Origin of the sequence: Pseudomonas sp. FP2196 (assembly GCF_030687715.1) — a bacterium.
GTDB lineage: Bacteria > Pseudomonadota > Gammaproteobacteria > Pseudomonadales > Pseudomonadaceae > Aquipseudomonas.
The window spans coordinates 1,633,924-1,648,896 of record NZ_CP117445.1; the positions used below are offsets into that span (position 1 = coordinate 1,633,924).

General features: G+C 54.6%; 17 protein-coding genes. 9 read left to right on the forward strand and 8 right to left on the reverse strand.

The annotated features are described in order from the left end of the window. Positions 1 to 5 precede the first annotated feature (5 nt). The 5 genes from PSH79_RS07375 (at position 6) to PSH79_RS07395 (ending at position 5,689) form a co-directional block, all read left to right on the forward strand. On the forward strand, positions 6 to 1,160 hold the full coding sequence (locus tag PSH79_RS07375) for a PQQ-binding-like beta-propeller repeat protein (protein WP_305441951.1): 1,155 nt from the start codon (positions 6 to 8) through the stop codon (positions 1,158 to 1,160). Between the two features lie 171 nt (positions 1,161 to 1,331). After that, a complete protein-coding gene (locus PSH79_RS07380; protein WP_305441952.1) occupies positions 1,332 to 2,600 on the forward strand; it encodes an arginase family protein in 1,269 nt (422 codons plus the stop codon). Next, the gene (locus PSH79_RS07385) at positions 2,593 to 3,285 is read left to right on the forward strand and encodes an O-methyltransferase (protein WP_123452557.1); all 693 of its coding nucleotides are present in this window, start codon (positions 2,593 to 2,595) and stop codon (positions 3,283 to 3,285) included. Before PSH79_RS07380 ends, PSH79_RS07385 begins: the two co-directional genes overlap by 8 nt. A gap of 17 nt (positions 3,286 to 3,302) precedes the next feature. Further along, the gene (locus PSH79_RS07390; RefSeq protein WP_305441953.1) at positions 3,303 to 4,217 is read left to right on the forward strand and encodes a cupin-like domain-containing protein; all 915 of its coding nucleotides are present in this window, start codon (positions 3,303 to 3,305) and stop codon (positions 4,215 to 4,217) included. A 131-nt stretch (positions 4,218 to 4,348) separates the two neighbouring features. Further along, positions 4,349 to 5,689, forward strand: a complete 1,341-nt coding sequence (locus PSH79_RS07395) for a DEAD/DEAH box helicase (protein WP_103306179.1) — start codon at positions 4,349 to 4,351, stop codon at positions 5,687 to 5,689. 62 nt (positions 5,690 to 5,751) lie between these two features. Here PSH79_RS07395 and PSH79_RS07400 read toward each other — a convergent pair whose 3' ends face one another. From PSH79_RS07400 to PSH79_RS07415, 4 genes are all read right to left on the reverse strand, one after another. Continuing rightward, positions 5,752 to 6,351: a hypothetical protein gene (locus tag PSH79_RS07400; RefSeq protein WP_305441954.1), complete on the reverse strand. Its 600-nt coding sequence runs from the start codon at positions 6,349 to 6,351 to the stop codon at positions 5,752 to 5,754. A gap of 12 nt (positions 6,352 to 6,363) precedes the next feature. Continuing rightward, positions 6,364 to 6,948: a papain-like cysteine protease family protein gene (locus PSH79_RS07405; RefSeq protein ID WP_305441955.1), complete on the reverse strand. Its 585-nt coding sequence runs from the start codon at positions 6,946 to 6,948 to the stop codon at positions 6,364 to 6,366. A 237-nt stretch (positions 6,949 to 7,185) separates the two neighbouring features. After that, positions 7,186 to 7,461 (reverse strand): hypothetical protein, encoded by a 276-nt coding sequence (locus PSH79_RS07410; protein WP_305441956.1) that lies wholly within the window; start codon positions 7,459 to 7,461, stop codon positions 7,186 to 7,188. A gap of 82 nt (positions 7,462 to 7,543) precedes the next feature. After that, positions 7,544 to 8,278, reverse strand: a complete 735-nt coding sequence (locus PSH79_RS07415) for a thioredoxin family protein (protein WP_305441957.1) — start codon at positions 8,276 to 8,278, stop codon at positions 7,544 to 7,546. 174 nt (positions 8,279 to 8,452) lie between these two features. Between PSH79_RS07415 and PSH79_RS07420 the strand changes: the two genes are divergently transcribed. Further along, positions 8,453 to 8,845: a transcriptional regulator gene (locus tag PSH79_RS07420; protein WP_305441958.1), complete on the forward strand. Its 393-nt coding sequence runs from the start codon at positions 8,453 to 8,455 to the stop codon at positions 8,843 to 8,845. A 78-nt stretch (positions 8,846 to 8,923) separates the two neighbouring features. On the opposite strand, the gene PSH79_RS07425 is transcribed toward PSH79_RS07420, so the two are convergent. From PSH79_RS07425 to PSH79_RS07435, 3 genes are all read right to left on the reverse strand, one after another. Continuing rightward, positions 8,924 to 9,793, reverse strand: a complete 870-nt coding sequence (locus PSH79_RS07425) for a DUF6279 family lipoprotein (RefSeq protein ID WP_305441959.1) — start codon at positions 9,791 to 9,793, stop codon at positions 8,924 to 8,926. A 76-nt stretch (positions 9,794 to 9,869) separates the two neighbouring features. Beyond that, positions 9,870 to 10,586: a TorF family putative porin gene (locus PSH79_RS07430; protein WP_305441960.1), complete on the reverse strand. Its 717-nt coding sequence runs from the start codon at positions 10,584 to 10,586 to the stop codon at positions 9,870 to 9,872. 215 nt (positions 10,587 to 10,801) lie between these two features. Further along, complete coding sequence (locus PSH79_RS07435; RefSeq protein WP_016985943.1) at positions 10,802 to 10,990, reverse strand: hypothetical protein; 189 nt, start codon at positions 10,988 to 10,990, stop codon at positions 10,802 to 10,804. A gap of 341 nt (positions 10,991 to 11,331) precedes the next feature. Here PSH79_RS07435 and PSH79_RS07440 point away from each other — a divergent pair, with 341 nt between their 5' ends. The 3 genes from PSH79_RS07440 to PSH79_RS07450 all read left to right on the forward strand — a co-directional run bounded on the left by PSH79_RS07440 (position 11,332) and on the right by PSH79_RS07450 (position 13,814). Then, positions 11,332 to 12,168, forward strand: coding sequence for a S1 RNA-binding domain-containing protein (locus PSH79_RS07440; RefSeq protein WP_305441961.1), 837 nt, complete (start codon positions 11,332 to 11,334; stop codon positions 12,166 to 12,168). A 45-nt stretch (positions 12,169 to 12,213) separates the two neighbouring features. After that, positions 12,214 to 12,618 carry a DUF2177 family protein gene (locus tag PSH79_RS07445; protein WP_305441962.1) on the forward strand — a complete coding sequence of 135 codons (405 nt, stop codon included), beginning with the start codon at positions 12,214 to 12,216 and terminating at the stop codon, positions 12,616 to 12,618. Positions 12,619 to 12,884: 266 nt separating this feature from the next. Continuing rightward, positions 12,885 to 13,814: a DMT family transporter gene (locus tag PSH79_RS07450; protein WP_305441963.1), complete on the forward strand. Its 930-nt coding sequence runs from the start codon at positions 12,885 to 12,887 to the stop codon at positions 13,812 to 13,814. On the opposite strand, the gene PSH79_RS07455 is transcribed toward PSH79_RS07450, so the two are convergent. Next, positions 13,762 to 14,940 carry an MFS transporter gene (locus PSH79_RS07455; RefSeq protein ID WP_305441964.1) on the reverse strand — a complete coding sequence of 393 codons (1,179 nt, stop codon included), beginning with the start codon at positions 14,938 to 14,940 and terminating at the stop codon, positions 13,762 to 13,764. The genes PSH79_RS07450 and PSH79_RS07455 overlap by 53 nt on opposite strands. Positions 14,941 to 14,973 lie beyond the last annotated feature (33 nt).

The window sequence follows — 14,973 nt, forward strand, 5'->3', positions numbered from 1 at the left end:
TATGAATGGCCGCTTTCCGACATGATCCTTCCATTAGAGTTTGCCGCTCCAGCATTATCAATAACGTGGATTGGTCAGTCGAACCAGTGATTACAGCCTATCGGGAGTTTTCTTATAATAACAAGCGGTTGGGCCAGGTGATTCGCGTTGCCTTGCATTCGACACCGGTGCTAATTGAAGGCGTAGGGCTGATTGCATGCAGTGATGATGGTTTTATCAGATTCATCAAACTGTCGTTGGATGAAGTATTCTGGGAGCTCAGGGTCGCCGCTTCAATTTATTCCTCCCCTATCTACTTGAACGATAAAAAAGCGATTCTGGTCTGCACCACCGGAGGGTCCGTACTGGCCATTTCGTTAATGGGAAAGTTGTTGTGGAAGACCTCGGTGGAGTTTCCGATTTACGCGGGAGCGATTCGGTCGGGAAGCAGTATTTTTGTCGGCGTTTTCAATTACAGTCTTTATTGCCTGGATGTCGATACGGGAAGAATTCAGTTTCAATACCAACTTCCAGCACCCAGAGGTGCGCGCGTCGGGGGTATCGCTGCTTTCCGTGATCCCTATGCGACACCTTGTGTTGCCAACGACCTTGTCATTGCGGTGTGCGGTGAATCTGTGGTCTGTGTCTCTCCTGAGGGGACGCTGGTTTGGTCAGTTCGATTTCAAGGGAGTATCAGGTCCTCTCCAGCTTTCTGCAATGAATTCAATACACTCGTTATTGCTTCAGTGGATGGCAGGATTACATTGCTTGATGGCGGTAGCGGCAAGCTGCTCAAGGAATTCAACTGCTCGGCCAAGATCGTAAACAGTCCTGCGATTTCCAAGGGAATAGCGTGTGTAGGCGATGAGTCCGGAAAAGTCTATGCAATCGACATCAGGATGAAAGAAGTCAAGTGGGTTTATGAAGTTGGCGCTGCTCTGGGGTACGCATCTGTCACATTAACCCCCGCCGATGATTTTGTATTTTTGAGTGAGCGGGGAAATGCCGTTTGTGTTTCTCGTGACGAAGGTCGGTTTCTTTGGGAGACGAGTCAGAATCTCCAACTAACAGATCATGAACGATGTATGCATGTAACACCCATAATTTCCCAGCAGGGACAAATGTATTGTGCGTCGTACTCAGGATATCTATATCGCTTTGATTTTGTTGCCATGGAATGATTATGACGAACAGGACTATCAAGCTTGACCAGAATCTTGGCAGATTCTTCGCTGAACAGAAAATGCGAAGAAAGGTAGTGGGGTTGGCGTTAACTGGAGAATTGGTACTCGACGGTGTTGATGTCAATACATTGAAGCGTATAGTCCAGGAACTGCGTCGGGGGGATACAGATGAATCTCGCAGGCAGTGAGTTATCCGTGCCAGGCGTGCGATTGTCGAGATACGTTGATCCGATAAGCAGTGTCGAGGATGGGATATGGGTTAACCGTTTTGATCATGTCAGTATTGGTCTCGGACCTCTAACGATTTCAATAATCGATGATATTCTGGGAAGTTCCAGTTTTGTCTTTGATAGCATTGCTCACTACTTTGTTTACTATGAACTTGTGGATGTCGGTTTTTTTATACCATTGACTGTCGTGGATGAAGACGCTTACCTGTCTCGCTTGCGTCCGTTAAAAAAATCAATTTCTTTCTTCAATTTTCCATTCTGTTTTCATCACGATATACCGCTTGATGCACAGGGGGTGGTGCTGGGTTTGCCGTGTCACGCAGGATCCTACACCGCAGGGGCTGCCAATGGCCCGGCACTGTTGAGAAAAGCTTCCAGGCGACACTTTTGGCGCACCGGAAATATCGACGACGCATTCACCCTGGACGGCGCTGCTCATCCTGCTGCTGAACTCCGTTGGTATGACGTTGGCGATATGAATTTAAAGGGAGTGACGCTGGCGACCTGGCTCGAATATGTAGAATCCATTGTTGGTGGTTTTCCTCCAAATGTCATTCCTCTAATCCTCGGTGGTGATCACTCGCTCAGTTTTGCGAGTATCAAGGCGACGAAGAATAAACTTCAAAAGCCACTGTGCGTCATTCAGTTTGATCATCATTTGGATATTGATTTGCAAGGATTCTCTTCTGGATATAATGCTCGATATTCAAAGTCGATTGATCACAGCAATTTTGTATCGCATCTGCATGAATTTGATCCCGATATCCACTTTGTGCATATAGGCGTCAATCATTATCAGTGTGCTGGTAAAGGCGGGAGAGACGTGGCTTTAAAGTATTTGAAAGGGCTCGGTACGCAAGTTTCCAATCTTCAAATGTTAAATCTGAGCAACGAAAGAATTCTAAAGTTGATTCCTCCAGATCATGATGTCTATATCAGCTTTGATGTCGATGTCATTTCCATGCTGGAGTTGCGAACCACGGGCAATCCTGCGCCTCTGGGTATTTCTTTCGGTCGTGCCATTTCTCTGCTCGTTGAAGTGCTTGATAGATATCGTGTAGTGGGTGTGGATATTATGGAGTTTGGTTACCCAGACCCATTCATTGATGCGAATTCCGAACTGGAAGCAGATCGGGTTGCTTATGTTATTGCGGAAATTCTAAAACACATCCTGCCACTTGATCAGAAAAGGAATTTGTATGAGTGAGGATTTTGCTTTCCCGGCAGCGGATAAAAAATTTTCTCTGGAAAGGGCGCGTATTTCTGCTTATGTAGAGCAGTTGTTGTCTCCGGTACCAGCCGACCTACAGGGCATCCTGGCGAATGCAATGAATGATGAATCAATTCCGCCGCTTCAAGTATCCCCCATGGATGCACGGCATCTTCAATTGCTCAGTACGATAGTTCAGCCACAGAAAATTCTTGAAATCGGTACCTTGTTTGGATTTTCAGCCTATTTTCTTTCGCTTGGACTTGCGCCAGGTGGGCGTCTTTACACAATTGAAATCGATGAGCGGCTTGCGGGTATTGCCAAAGATAATCTGAGATCGCTGGGAAAAGCCGGCGTGGTGGAAGTCATCACAGGGGACGCATGTGAACGTTTGGTTCAGCTAGAAGCCAACGGACCATTCGATATTGTTTTCATTGATGGAGACAAGGTTTCATACCCTCATTATTTGAAGTGGGCAGCGAAAAATCTAAGAAGTGGCGGTCTGTTGATCGCTGATAATACATTCGCGTGGGGCTATATTGCTGATCCCGAATGTCCAGAGGAAATCAGGGCGGAAGTGGTTGCGCTGCGAAAATTCAATTACGTTATCGCTCATTCGCCGATGTTTCTCACTACAGTACTTCCTACTGCAGAAGGTCTGACTGTCGCCGTGCGTCGGTAATGAATCTGGAGCATTGTATGCAGGATATTTCCCGTCTCGTTTCGCCTTCCCTGGAAGAGTTTTATTTTTCATGTGTGATCAAGAATAACCCGGCTCTGATGTCGGGACTTGGAGAGACATGTGGTGCATTGAATCATTGGAGCTTCGATTTTTTTTCACGCAAATACGGTGAACGCATCGTCAGTGCGACGGACTCTGCGGGTGTTACGCATCGGATCTCAATGTCTGATTTGATTCAAGGTCTCAAGGGTGAGCATAGTGCCGGGTTGTATTTGCGCAGTCTTAAAATAACCTCACTGGACAGTGGCTTGCTCAGTGATATACCGCTGCTGCCGCACTTCTCGTTCGATCTTCTGCAAGGTGCTGAAAGTACCCGGGATTTTCTCAAGGAAATATTCATCGGTCCCGTCGGGTCGGGTACCCGTTTGCATGCCGATCTTTGGCACAGTCATTCATGGATGCTTTTGGTGGCCGGTTTGAAGGAATGGACACTTGTCAGGCCTTCGGAGTTACTCAAGGCAGGACTTGAAAAAAAAGTTAGGCTGAAGAGTTTCGTGGATAACCTGGACAGTGAGTTGAAGGAAGTCGAGTACTTCAAGTTTCTGCAAAAGCCTGGCGAATTTGTTTATGTTCCATCAGGCTGGTGGCACTCCGTGAGGAATGTCGAATGTTCAATTGGTGTTTCTTTTAATTTTGTCGATGCTAATTCATTGCCAGCGGCGTACGCGGGTACGCAGGAAAGAGCCTCGATGTTTGACGAGTTATTGGAGAAAGCTGTTGGGGCACTGGAACAGAAGAAAGCGCAGACGGAATTATCCAGAGTTGAACTTCATATGCGTTCAAAATACCTCTCTTTTGTAAATTCGAGAATTGAAGCTCTGGAAAATAAGCGTGTAGAGCTTTACGGGTTGCGAGAGATTTTGGCGCGCTGACACCTTCTGGGCGGCGCATCGGCGGTGAAAAAAATGCTAAATGCGACCGTTCGCACAAAGAAACTCGGCCTGAGCGCTCGAAACCGGTAACCTATGCAGCTGTTTTTTTGCATATCTTCGAGGTAGCACCCGTGTTTTCCCAATTCGCCCTGCACGAACGCCTGCTTAAAGCTGTGGCCGAGCTGAAATTTGTCGAGCCAACGCCTGTGCAAGCCGCGGCCATCCCGCTGGCGCTCCAAGGGCGTGATTTGCGGGTGACGGCGCAAACCGGTAGTGGCAAAACCGCCGCTTTCGTTCTGCCAATCCTCAACCGCCTGATCGGCCCGGCCAAGGTCCGCGTCAGCATCAAGACGCTGATCCTGCTGCCGACCCGTGAACTGGCCCAGCAGACGCTAAAGGAAGTTGAACGCTTTTCGCAGTTCACTTTCATCAAGTCCGGCCTGATCACCGGCGGTGAAGACTTCAAGGTCCAGGCTGCAATGCTGCGCAAAGTGCCGGACATCCTCATCGGCACCCCGGGCCGGATGATCGAGCAACTCAACGCCGGCAACCTCGACCTGAAAGAAGTCGAAGTGCTGGTGCTCGACGAAGCCGACCGCATGCTCGACATGGGCTTTGCCGAAGACGTGCAGCGTCTGGTCGACGAATGCCCGAACCGTCAGCAGACCATGCTGTTCTCCGCCACCACCGGCGGTTCCGGCCTGCGCGAGATGATCGCCAAGGTGCTGAACAATCCTGAGCACTTGCAGCTCAACGCGGTCAGCCAGCTGAACTCGACGACCCGTCAACAGATCATCACCGCCGACCACAATCAGCACAAAGAGCAGATCGTCAACTGGTTGCTGGCCAACGAGACCTACCAGAAGGCCATCGTGTTCACCAACACCCGCGCCATGGCTGACCGCATCTACGGCCGCCTCGTGGCTCAGGAATACAAAGCATTCGTGCTGCACGGTGAGAAAGACCAGAAGGATCGCAAACTGGCGATCGACCGTCTGAAGCAGGGCGGCGTGAAGATTCTGGTCGCTACCGACGTCGCCGCCCGTGGTCTGGACGTTGATGGCCTGGATCTGGTGATCAACTTCGACATGCCACGCAGCGGCGACGAGTACGTGCACCGCATCGGTCGTACCGGTCGTGCCGGTAACGACGGTCTGGCGATCTCGCTGATCTGCCACGGCGACTGGAACCTGATGTCGAGCATCGAGCGTTATCTGAAGCAGAGCTTCGAGCGCCGCACCATCAAGGAAGTCAAAGGCACCTACGGCGGGCCGAAAAAGGTCAAGGCCTCGGGTAAAGCCGTCGGCGTGAAGAAGAAAAAGACCGACGCCAAGGGCGACAAGAAGAAAACCGCCGCCAAGACGCCGACCAAGCGCAAGAGCGTCAACCGTCCGAAGCCGGATTCTCTGGTGAGCAGCGACGGTATGGCCCCGCTCAAGCGCCGCAAGCCGGCAGAACCTGCGGCTGAGTAAGTCGTTTCAGGCGCACAGAAAAAACCCGGACAGTGTCCGGGTTTTTTTATGGCCAGGGTTTGTCAGCTCCCGAGCAGACCGCTGGTGTCGGCGTCAAAGCGCTGTTTGGCCTTGTCAGCCGCCGGTTTCAGTAGAGCGAGCAGCGCAGCCTCGCTGTACAACCTTGTGGCCGCCAATTCCTTCGGCGTTGGCTCGATTGGAATCAGCACATCTTCACCATCGGCGTGCAGCCAGATCGCCACAACGTGCAGTGCCGAAACAAACAACAATCGCGGTTCCACGGTTTTACCCTGCAATTGCGGCGATTGCTCGGCCAGTTTCAGCGCACCGACCGTGGCGGCCGCCAGACCACCATGGTTCAACGAAGCGAACTCGACATGGCCGCGAACGTCGGCCAATTGCGCATCGGCAATGGTCACGCCATCGGCGAACACCAGGTAATGCCAATCGCCGACTCGGGCATCTTTCAGACCTTTGCCGTTGCTCAAGTCCTCCAGGCTCAGCGAGTAACCACGCCAGGCTTCACTGAGTCTGATCTTTGCCGCAGTCGCGTTGGCAAACTGCCGGTTGGCGCCGAAGCCCTGGGTTTGCAGGGCGGCTTGTAGTGCCGGACGCAAAGTCTGTACGCCGTTGGAAGGCGCCTTTGGATAAGTCAGTTGCATGATGTCGCCCTCCTAGTTTTTCGCGGTGAAATAAGTGTTGGTCCAGTTGCCGCCACCGTTGTACGAACCGGGGAATGCGTTCAAGGCTCGGGTTGAATAGCCGTAGATCGAGTCCGCGACCAGCACGTAGTTGCCGTTGGTGCCGTAGATCGTCAGGAAGTGCGCACCGCCGCCGTACCAGGCACAGCGCAGGCCGACGGGGCGGCCCATGTTGATCTGGTTCTGAATGGCCGACATCTGCAGCGAACCCTGATTCATACCGTTATAACTGCGCGTGGTGCGCAGGGCGGTGTCCAGATAGCCGTAGACGTTGCATGGCCCCGGCTGATTGCAGCAGTTGCGGTTCAGTTCCGAACTGGCAACACCGCACTGGGTCCACGACCCGGTGCCGTAATAGTTGCCGACCGAGGCAGAAACTGCCGCCCAGCACCAGTTGCTCTGGGTTTGTTGCTGCATGCTGAAGTTGAGGCTGCTGGCAGCCAGGGCATTGGCGTGTTCAGCGGTTTCGATTTCGACCAGTTGCGGGTCGAGCAGATGGCCGGTCAAGCACCTTGGCAGGGTTTCGCAGGTGAATCGGGTTGCTTCATTGGTTAACATTTTTTCAATCCTCCATGAGTGAAAACAAGCGTCCAGCTTGTGTGGGTGCAGCGGTGTTGCCGAGCGATCGGTGTTTAAGGTTGACCATGTTCCATGGCGGGTGCCGATCTCCTTGCTCGAGGTAACCTTAGTCTGGATATGCATTTTTGCAATAAATAAAATGCACTGATGCATAATTAGGGTCAAAAGATCGTCCGATCGCGGCCCGAGCCTACGGACGATTTTTTGACTTTGCTTTTAACCCTCAGCTTTCTTCTCGGCCGAATTGAGCTCTTTCAACCGCTGATCAATCAACTGGCATTTGTCCGGCAAATCCGCACTGGCGGTGCCCAGATCCATCTTCTGCAACTCGGCGTTGATCTCTTTGGCCTTGTCCGGATTCTGCTCGGTGAGCTTTGAGACTTCCTTGGCCAGTTGTTCGCGTTTGGCGGTGGCTTCTTCCGGCGTGCAGGCCCAGACGGGCAGGGCGCAGGCGAGGGTTGCAGCCAGGGTGAGCTTGATCAGGGTTTTCATCGGGGCAGGCCTCAGTTCCGGTTAAGGCGGGTTATCCGGTTGAGGCCTTGAAGCCGAGAAAAGTTCAGTAATGTGGCGCCCTTCAGCCGCTATGGCAGCAGATGGATTTGGTCGTCCCTTCATACCGATCATGATGCCGCACCCACTCCATGATCTCGCCTTCATTCCTGCCCTTGGGCGTGAGGTCGAGGTAGTTGTAGGCGCCAACCAGCATGTCCAGACCTCGGGCATAGGTGGAATAGGTATGGAAAATCTCCCCGGCCTCATTGCGATAAAACACGCTCAGCCCAGGCATTTCCTCCTCGGCGCTGTCGGTTTTTTCGTAGTTGTATGTAGCCTTTCCGGCATCGGCGTCTTCCGCGTGGGTACAAACGCCAAAGTCGTAGTTGAAATCGGAACCGTCTGACGACACCCAGTCAAACTTCCAGCCCATGCGCTGTTTAAAGTCTTGGAATTCGTTGAACGGCGCGTGGGAAACCGCTACCACCGAAATATCGTGATGCGCCAGATGCTGATTGGCGCCATCAATGTGATCGCTCAGAAACGAGCATCCCGGGCAGCCTTCCTCCCAGTCCTTGGCGAACATGAAGTGGTAAACCACCAATTGGCTGTTCTTGCCGAACAAGTCAGCCAGTTTCAATTCGCCGTCCGGGCCTTGAAAGTGGTAGTCCTTGTCGACCTTCACCCACGGCAATGCGCGGCGTTCGGCGCTCAGGCGGTCGCGCTCCCGGGTGAAGGCTTTTTCGTTGGCGAGATGCTGCTTACGGGCGGCGAGCCATTCTTCGCGCGACACCACCGGATGATTCTCAATGTTCATGATGATTTCTCCTGGGGGTTGAAACCGTCTGTTTCAGACTAGTCGTTTAACCCTCAGGTAATTCGACAGACCGCCGGTCGGTCTGCTCGGCAAACGCGGCTGAACGGCTGCGGCACGCTCGGGTCACAACCTTTGACAGCGCCATTAATTACGCGCACCGGAGGTTGAATCAGGATGACGACTTATAACTGGGATTTGATTGAGCGTTTGCTGCACGAAGCGCAGAACAGTGCTGGCGAAAGTTTCGCTCCTCGAAAATACGCCGAAGACTATGCGGCGGCGAAAGCCAGCGCGGGCGAGCCGATCGAGAATCTGGATCATTTGAAAACGGTGGCCTGCGAATATGAAAGGTTGCTGCTCTTGCGTGGCTACATCGCACCGCGTCCAGATGACGAGGGCGCCACAGGAAGCAATTTCGTGCTGACGCCACGCGGTTCCAGCCTGCTGAGCCTGATCGACAGCAGCATTCCCGGCAACGATCATCCACGCCAAGTGCTGGATGAGCAGGAGGACGCGCTGGCCGAGGCGACGTTTGATGAGGTGGCTTCAAAGGCGCAGATTGCCTGAAAGCAAAAGATCGCAGCCTTCGGCAGCTCCTACAGGGTTATGTCCAGGAGCTGCCGAAGGCTGCGATCTTTTGATCTTCTATCCCTGTTTTGCTGCCCTCAAACACTTCAAATCATTGAAGTCCTTGCGCACCCCCTCAATCTTCTTCAACAACCGCTGTCGTTGTGAAGGCGTACTCTCAGCCATCAGATCAACCGCCAGCGAGCGCCCCTGCGCCTCGGTGTCAGCAAATGCCTTGCGGTAATCCGCCGTCCATAAACGCTCGCGGTTGACCAGAAGCGTCTCGATCCGTTGTGGGAATTCGGGACTCTTGCGCTGAGCGACGGCTGCGCTGAACTGCTGCTGCCAATGGGCACGATTAGCGATCCATTGGGTGTTCTGGTCGCCCAGCGTCGTCGACCAGGCCATGACCCGCTGCTCTTGCGTGGCGCTCAACGGTCCCAGCCAATCGTTGAGGCGTTTGACCATGCGCGCACCGCGTTCGGCGATCTGCTGGGCCAGGGGCGGTTTCAGGTATTCCTGCTGGCGCTTGCGCAGATCCTTGGCAAATGCGTCGTTCATCTCGGCGACTTGTTTGTCATCCAGCCCTTGCAGCAACTCGATAGCGGACGGGGTGATCTCCCGCGCAGTTTCAGCAATGGCTTGTTTGGCTTCCTCGGTGCGCTCCGCTAGCGCAGCGTCGGTCACCCGGTTGGTCTCGACCATCGTCTGTAAGCGGTCGAGCCAGTCGAGATAGCCCGGCAATTGCGTGGTGCAGTGCCAACTCAAGTGTTCCTGAAGGCGTTCGTTGAACCAGCCTTTCTGCTCGCCGTTCATGTCCAGGTAGTCGCTGAGCGTCCACGGAATGATCACGTCGAGATTGCGATAGGCCAGGCCTACGCGGCTACAGGCGCCGAGAGCGAGGGTAAATATCAGCAGAGCAACTATGTGTTTGAACCAGCGAGACATGGGCGAATCCTTGCGATGGCCAGCCTTGGGGTCTGATTCTTATGTGAACGCAGAATGAACCCGGCAGTTCAGCCGATCAATAGAACGTGCGCTCGGCTTTGAGTGTGACGAGGCCGTCGCACTCGCTGTTGTGCCCGGAGTAGGCCGAGCAATCGCTGCCACTGAGACTGGAATTGCTGTAGATCAGATCGAGATTGACGCCCATGACTGGCCGGGAAAATTTCACCGACCAATCGGTGAAATTGCTGACATAACCACCGTCCACCGCCACCGGCGTGTTCAGTTGATGGGTGGTGTATTTCATGCTGACGCCGATGCCGAACGGCTGATTGCCACCAAGGTCGGCAAACAAGGTGTTGTTCTGTTTATCCGGGTCGTTGCTCAAGGCTATGCCGAATCGACTGCCGAGCAGGGTCAGGCCGCCGAACAGCTCCTGACTGTCGAGGGTGTCCACCTTGGGATAGCTGTAGTGAATCATCCCGACTTCGTAGCCGAGGGTTTCATCGAAGGGTTGTTTAAAACCGAAGTAGGAGTCGATTTCGAGGTTCTTGCCCGGTGTAATGCCCATGCTCGGCGCGTACTGGCCGAAATACAGGCCACTGTCGTGGCTGAGGTCGAGTCCGCCATGAAACGAGCCGGTGGACGCCGGTTTGACCAGTCCTTGCGCCATGCTGCGGCTGGGCGTGGTGCCGAGTTTGAGGTCGAAGTCGCCCAGTTCACGCTGGAAAATCTGCGCGTGCGCAGTCGCACAAGCCAGCAGGCCTACGAGCGATAAACAGGATGATTTGCGCATGCGTCACTCCATGAACAGCGAGCGCAGGGCGGCAAGCCTGCTGAAACGCTTGATCTAGACGCGTGCAAGGATACCGGCGAATGCGCGGCATTGATGGCCGTTCGTCGATTTGCAAGAAATTGATGATTGATTTGTTTAAAACGGAGGGGGATTTTGCGGTGCCAGTCCAGGCGCTTCGAAGCTCAAAGCGCCTCTGGACGGGTGTAAAACCGGTGTTACTTCTTGCCCAGGCTGATCTGCTTGGACGGGCCGAACGTCTGGCCACTGACGCCTTTGGCAATTTGCTGAATCTCGCCGCCGGACTTGAGGAACGCGGCGATCTGATCGTTGATCGATTCGCTGGTTTCAACGGCTGGAGCTGGCTTTGCTTTGCTGGTGGATGCTTTTACACGCATGGCGGCCATTAACCTGTAGAAAAGTAACTCGGCCAGGCATCGTACAGTAATAACTTGACAATTGCTTGGTAAATATCTCCCGGAATAACCAACCCCAAAGGTGGATTATTCTCGATTCAATATTCGAAATATTCGGCTAACTCGCTGTTTTAAATAAGATCGTTTGGGTTTTGCGATGCTGTGGCGGGCTGCCGCGACCCGTTGTTTCGGACTGACGAGCGGCAACACGCGCGTCTGTATCCATGGAAAATCAAGGCCTTGCACAGATTTTGCGCAAACCCGGGATCTGCCAGCCAACGTCCGGAGCAAAAACGGGTAGAATGCCGCCCACGCAATGAGGGTTCTGGAAAATGGCTTTAGTCGGGCGTTACAACAGTTTGCAAGTGGTTAAACACACTAACTTCGGTTTATATCTGGACGGCGGTGCTGACGGCGAGATTCTTTTGCCCAACCGTTATATCCCCAAAGATATTCCCAGCGAAGATGAAGACTGGCTCAATGTTTTTATTTATCTGGACAGCGAAGACAAACTTCTCGCCACCACTGAAAAGCCGAAAGTTCAGGTCGGTGAATTTGCCAGCCTGAAAGTGGTTGAAGTCAACAGCATCGGCGTGTTCCTCGATTGGGGCCTGCCGAAGGATCTGTTGCTGCCGTATTCCGAAGAAAAACGTCAGATGACCGCCGGCGAGTACTGCGTGGTGCACGTCTACCTCGACAAGCACACCCGCCGCATCACTGCCACCGCACGTCTGGATCGATACCTCGACAAAACCCCGGCCAACTACAGCCAGGGCCAGGAAGTTGACCTGCTGGTTGCCGAAGCTACCGACATGGGCTTCAAGGCGATCATCAACAATAAGCACTGGGGTTTGATTCACAAGAACGAAATCTTCAAGTTCATGCGCGCCGGCATGATCGAGAAAGGCTTCATCAAGGAAGTGCGCGCCGACGGCAAGATCAGCCTGAGCCTGCAACCGGTCGGTCAGGAAGCGGCCAGCAGCCTGAACTCGAAGATTCTCGCCAAGCTGCGCGAGAACGATGGCACGCTTCCTGTCAGCGACAAGAGTGATCCGGCGTTGATCAGCAGCCTGTTCGGCGTCAGCAAAGGCAACTTCAAGAAGGCCATCGGCTCGCTGTACAAGGACGGCAAGATCGTCATTCACGCCGATCGCATTGAACTAACCTGAGCCTGGCGTGGCCCATGTTGCATGGGCTCACTTGAGGTCGGGTAGATGAAAAAATCGCTGATTGCCTATGTCGCCACCCTGGCGACGTTTCTTTTGCTCGACGGCATCTGGCTCGGCCTGTTGATGGCGCCGACCTATCGCGAACTGCTTGGACCGCTGATGCTTGAAAAACCGCTGCTGATTCCCGCAGCGGTTTTTTATTGTCTGTACGTTTTCGGGTGTGTGCTGTTGGTGGTGTTGCCAGCGTTGAGTTGGCAGCGCGCGGCGAAGACGGGCGCGTTGTTGGGGCTGGTGGCGTATGGCACCTATGACCTGACCAATTGGGCGACGTTGCGTGGGTGGTCGATGCAGGTGTCGTTGATGGATTGGGCGTGGGGGACATTTGCCACCGCTGTGGCTTGTACGGTCGGGTTTCTGGTTGCGAAACGGTTTTGTGTTTCGAATCGGTGATTTGTGTTGCCCTGTCTGGCCGCATCGCTGGCAAGCCAGCTCCCACAGTGATTGATGTGGTTCACAAATCCTGTGTTCGACACAAGACTCTGTGGGAGCTGGCTTGCCAGCGAATGACAGCGCAGCCGACAACCATTCACCGCTGACGCCACCGATGAACTAAATGTCTTTTCCAGACGGCTTTTTCTGTTTGACTGATTGATAATCCCCTGCACTGTTTTTGACCATTGGATGGCTGCCATGTTGTGTGTGTTCGAGGTGTTGCGGTGAGTGTCGAGCGGCGCAATGCCGACCGTTTTGCCTTGCAGGTGATGATCGGCCTGTGCCTGATCTGGGGCGTGCAGCAAGTGATGATCAAGTGGGCGGCGCCGGACATTGCGCCAGTGATGCAGGCAGCAGGGCGGTCAGGGATTTCCGCGTTGCTTGTCGGATTGCTGATTTGCTGGAAGGGCGGTTGGAATCAGGTCGGCAACACCTGGCGCGGCGGCTTGCTGGCCGGTGCACTGTTCGGTCTGGAGTTCTTCTTTATCTCTGAAGGTTTGCAGCTGACCACCGCTGCGCACATGTCCGTGTTCCTCTATACCGCTCCGATATTCACCGCCTTGGGCGTGCATTTTCTGTTGGCCAGCGAGCGTCTGCGACCGTTGCAGTGGCTGGGGATTCTGCTCGCGTTTATCGGCATCGCGATTGCCTTTGCCGGCGGTGTGTCGTGGGACAACCTTGACCGGCGCATGCTGCTGGGCGATGCCTTTGGTGTGTTGGCTGGCGCCTGTTGGGGCGCGACCACCGTGGTGGTGCGCGCCTCGCGACTGTCGGAAGCGCCAGTGACGTTGACGCTGTTCTATCAGTTGATCGTCGGCTTCATCGGCCTGCTGTTGATCGCGCTGTTCAGCGGCCAGATCAGCCATGTAAATCTGACTACCGTGGCGGTGGCCAGTGTGCTGTTCCAAGGGTTGGTGGTGTCGTTCTTCAGTTATCTGGTTTGGTTCTGGCTGCTGCGCCGTTATCTGGCAGCCAACTTGGCGGTGTTCTCGTTCATGACGCCGCTGTTCGGCGTCACTTTCGGCGTGTTGCTGCTCGGCGAGCAACTGAGCCTGAACTTCGTCATCGGTGCCGTGCTGGTGTTGCTCGGCATCACGTTTGTCAGCGCTGAACAGTGGGTGCGTCGGCGTTTGCGCAAAGCGCTGGGCCAGTAACAGTCGATTGCATCGCCAGCCCGCCGGCAATCAGCAAACCGCTGCCGGCGATCACCAGCGCGGGCTGCAAGCCCCCGCTGAAATGGCTGCTCAGCGCAGCTAGCAAGGGGCCGCTGAGCTGGCCGACGGCGAAGCAGGCGGTGAGCATGCCGGCGTTTCGCTGGGTGGCGTGGGGCGCCAGTTCCCGCGAGCGCTGCATGACCAGTTGCATGCAAGCAAGGAACGGTGTGCCGCAGAGGATTACGCCCAGCGCCAACCCCCAACCGCTGCCCAACAGGCAGGCAAAAACGCCGGCTGCTTGCAGCCACAGCGTCGCCATCAACCAGTGGCGCGTGGTCTGCGGATCGTGACGGCGTAGACTCACCAGCAACACGCCGATAGCCGCGCACAGGCCGAAGCTCGGCCAGAAAAGGTCCGCCTGCCATTGCCCGTGAAATTGCGCGTTGGCCATCTGCGACAGGAACGTCGCCGGAATGATGTAGCCGATGCCGTACAGAGCGTAAATCACCGCCAGACGCCCGATGCCTCGACTCGATGGATTGACGGCCGCCACAGCCGTCTTCGCTGCGACTGGTTGCGGCAGGAGTCGCCAGACCCCCAGCATCATCACCAACGCCGCCGCTGCATAAATCAGCCACAACGTCGCAGAAGTCTGGTTCAGCAGATGTGAGACCAGCGCCAACACGCCTGTCAGAAAAATCCCCAAGCCGGGTCCGGCAAATACCAGTGCCCCAAGCCGTGGACGACCCGCCGCGGCAGCCAGTGGCTGACTGAGCGTCGTAATCATCACCATCACCCAGGCACTTGCCACCCCGGTGCCAAAGCGCAGCAGCAGATGCGACCAGAAGCCATTGGCCCAAAACGATGCCAGCGTCAGCAGCACACTCAGCCACAGGCCACCGTGCAATCGGCGCTGAACCTGCTGTGGACGGTGGGCGAACATCGCATCCAGTGCACCGAGCAGGTAACCAAGGTAGTTGGCCGCGGCAATCAGACCGGCGGCAGTCAGGTCGATCTGTCCTTCACTGAGCATATGCGGCATTTGTGGTGTGAGGGCGAAACGCCCGATGCCCACGGCCATCATCAGGGCGATGAAGCAGGCGGATAAGCGAATCAGTGGTGACATGGTCTGGATTCCGTTGGAAAAGCAATGACCGTC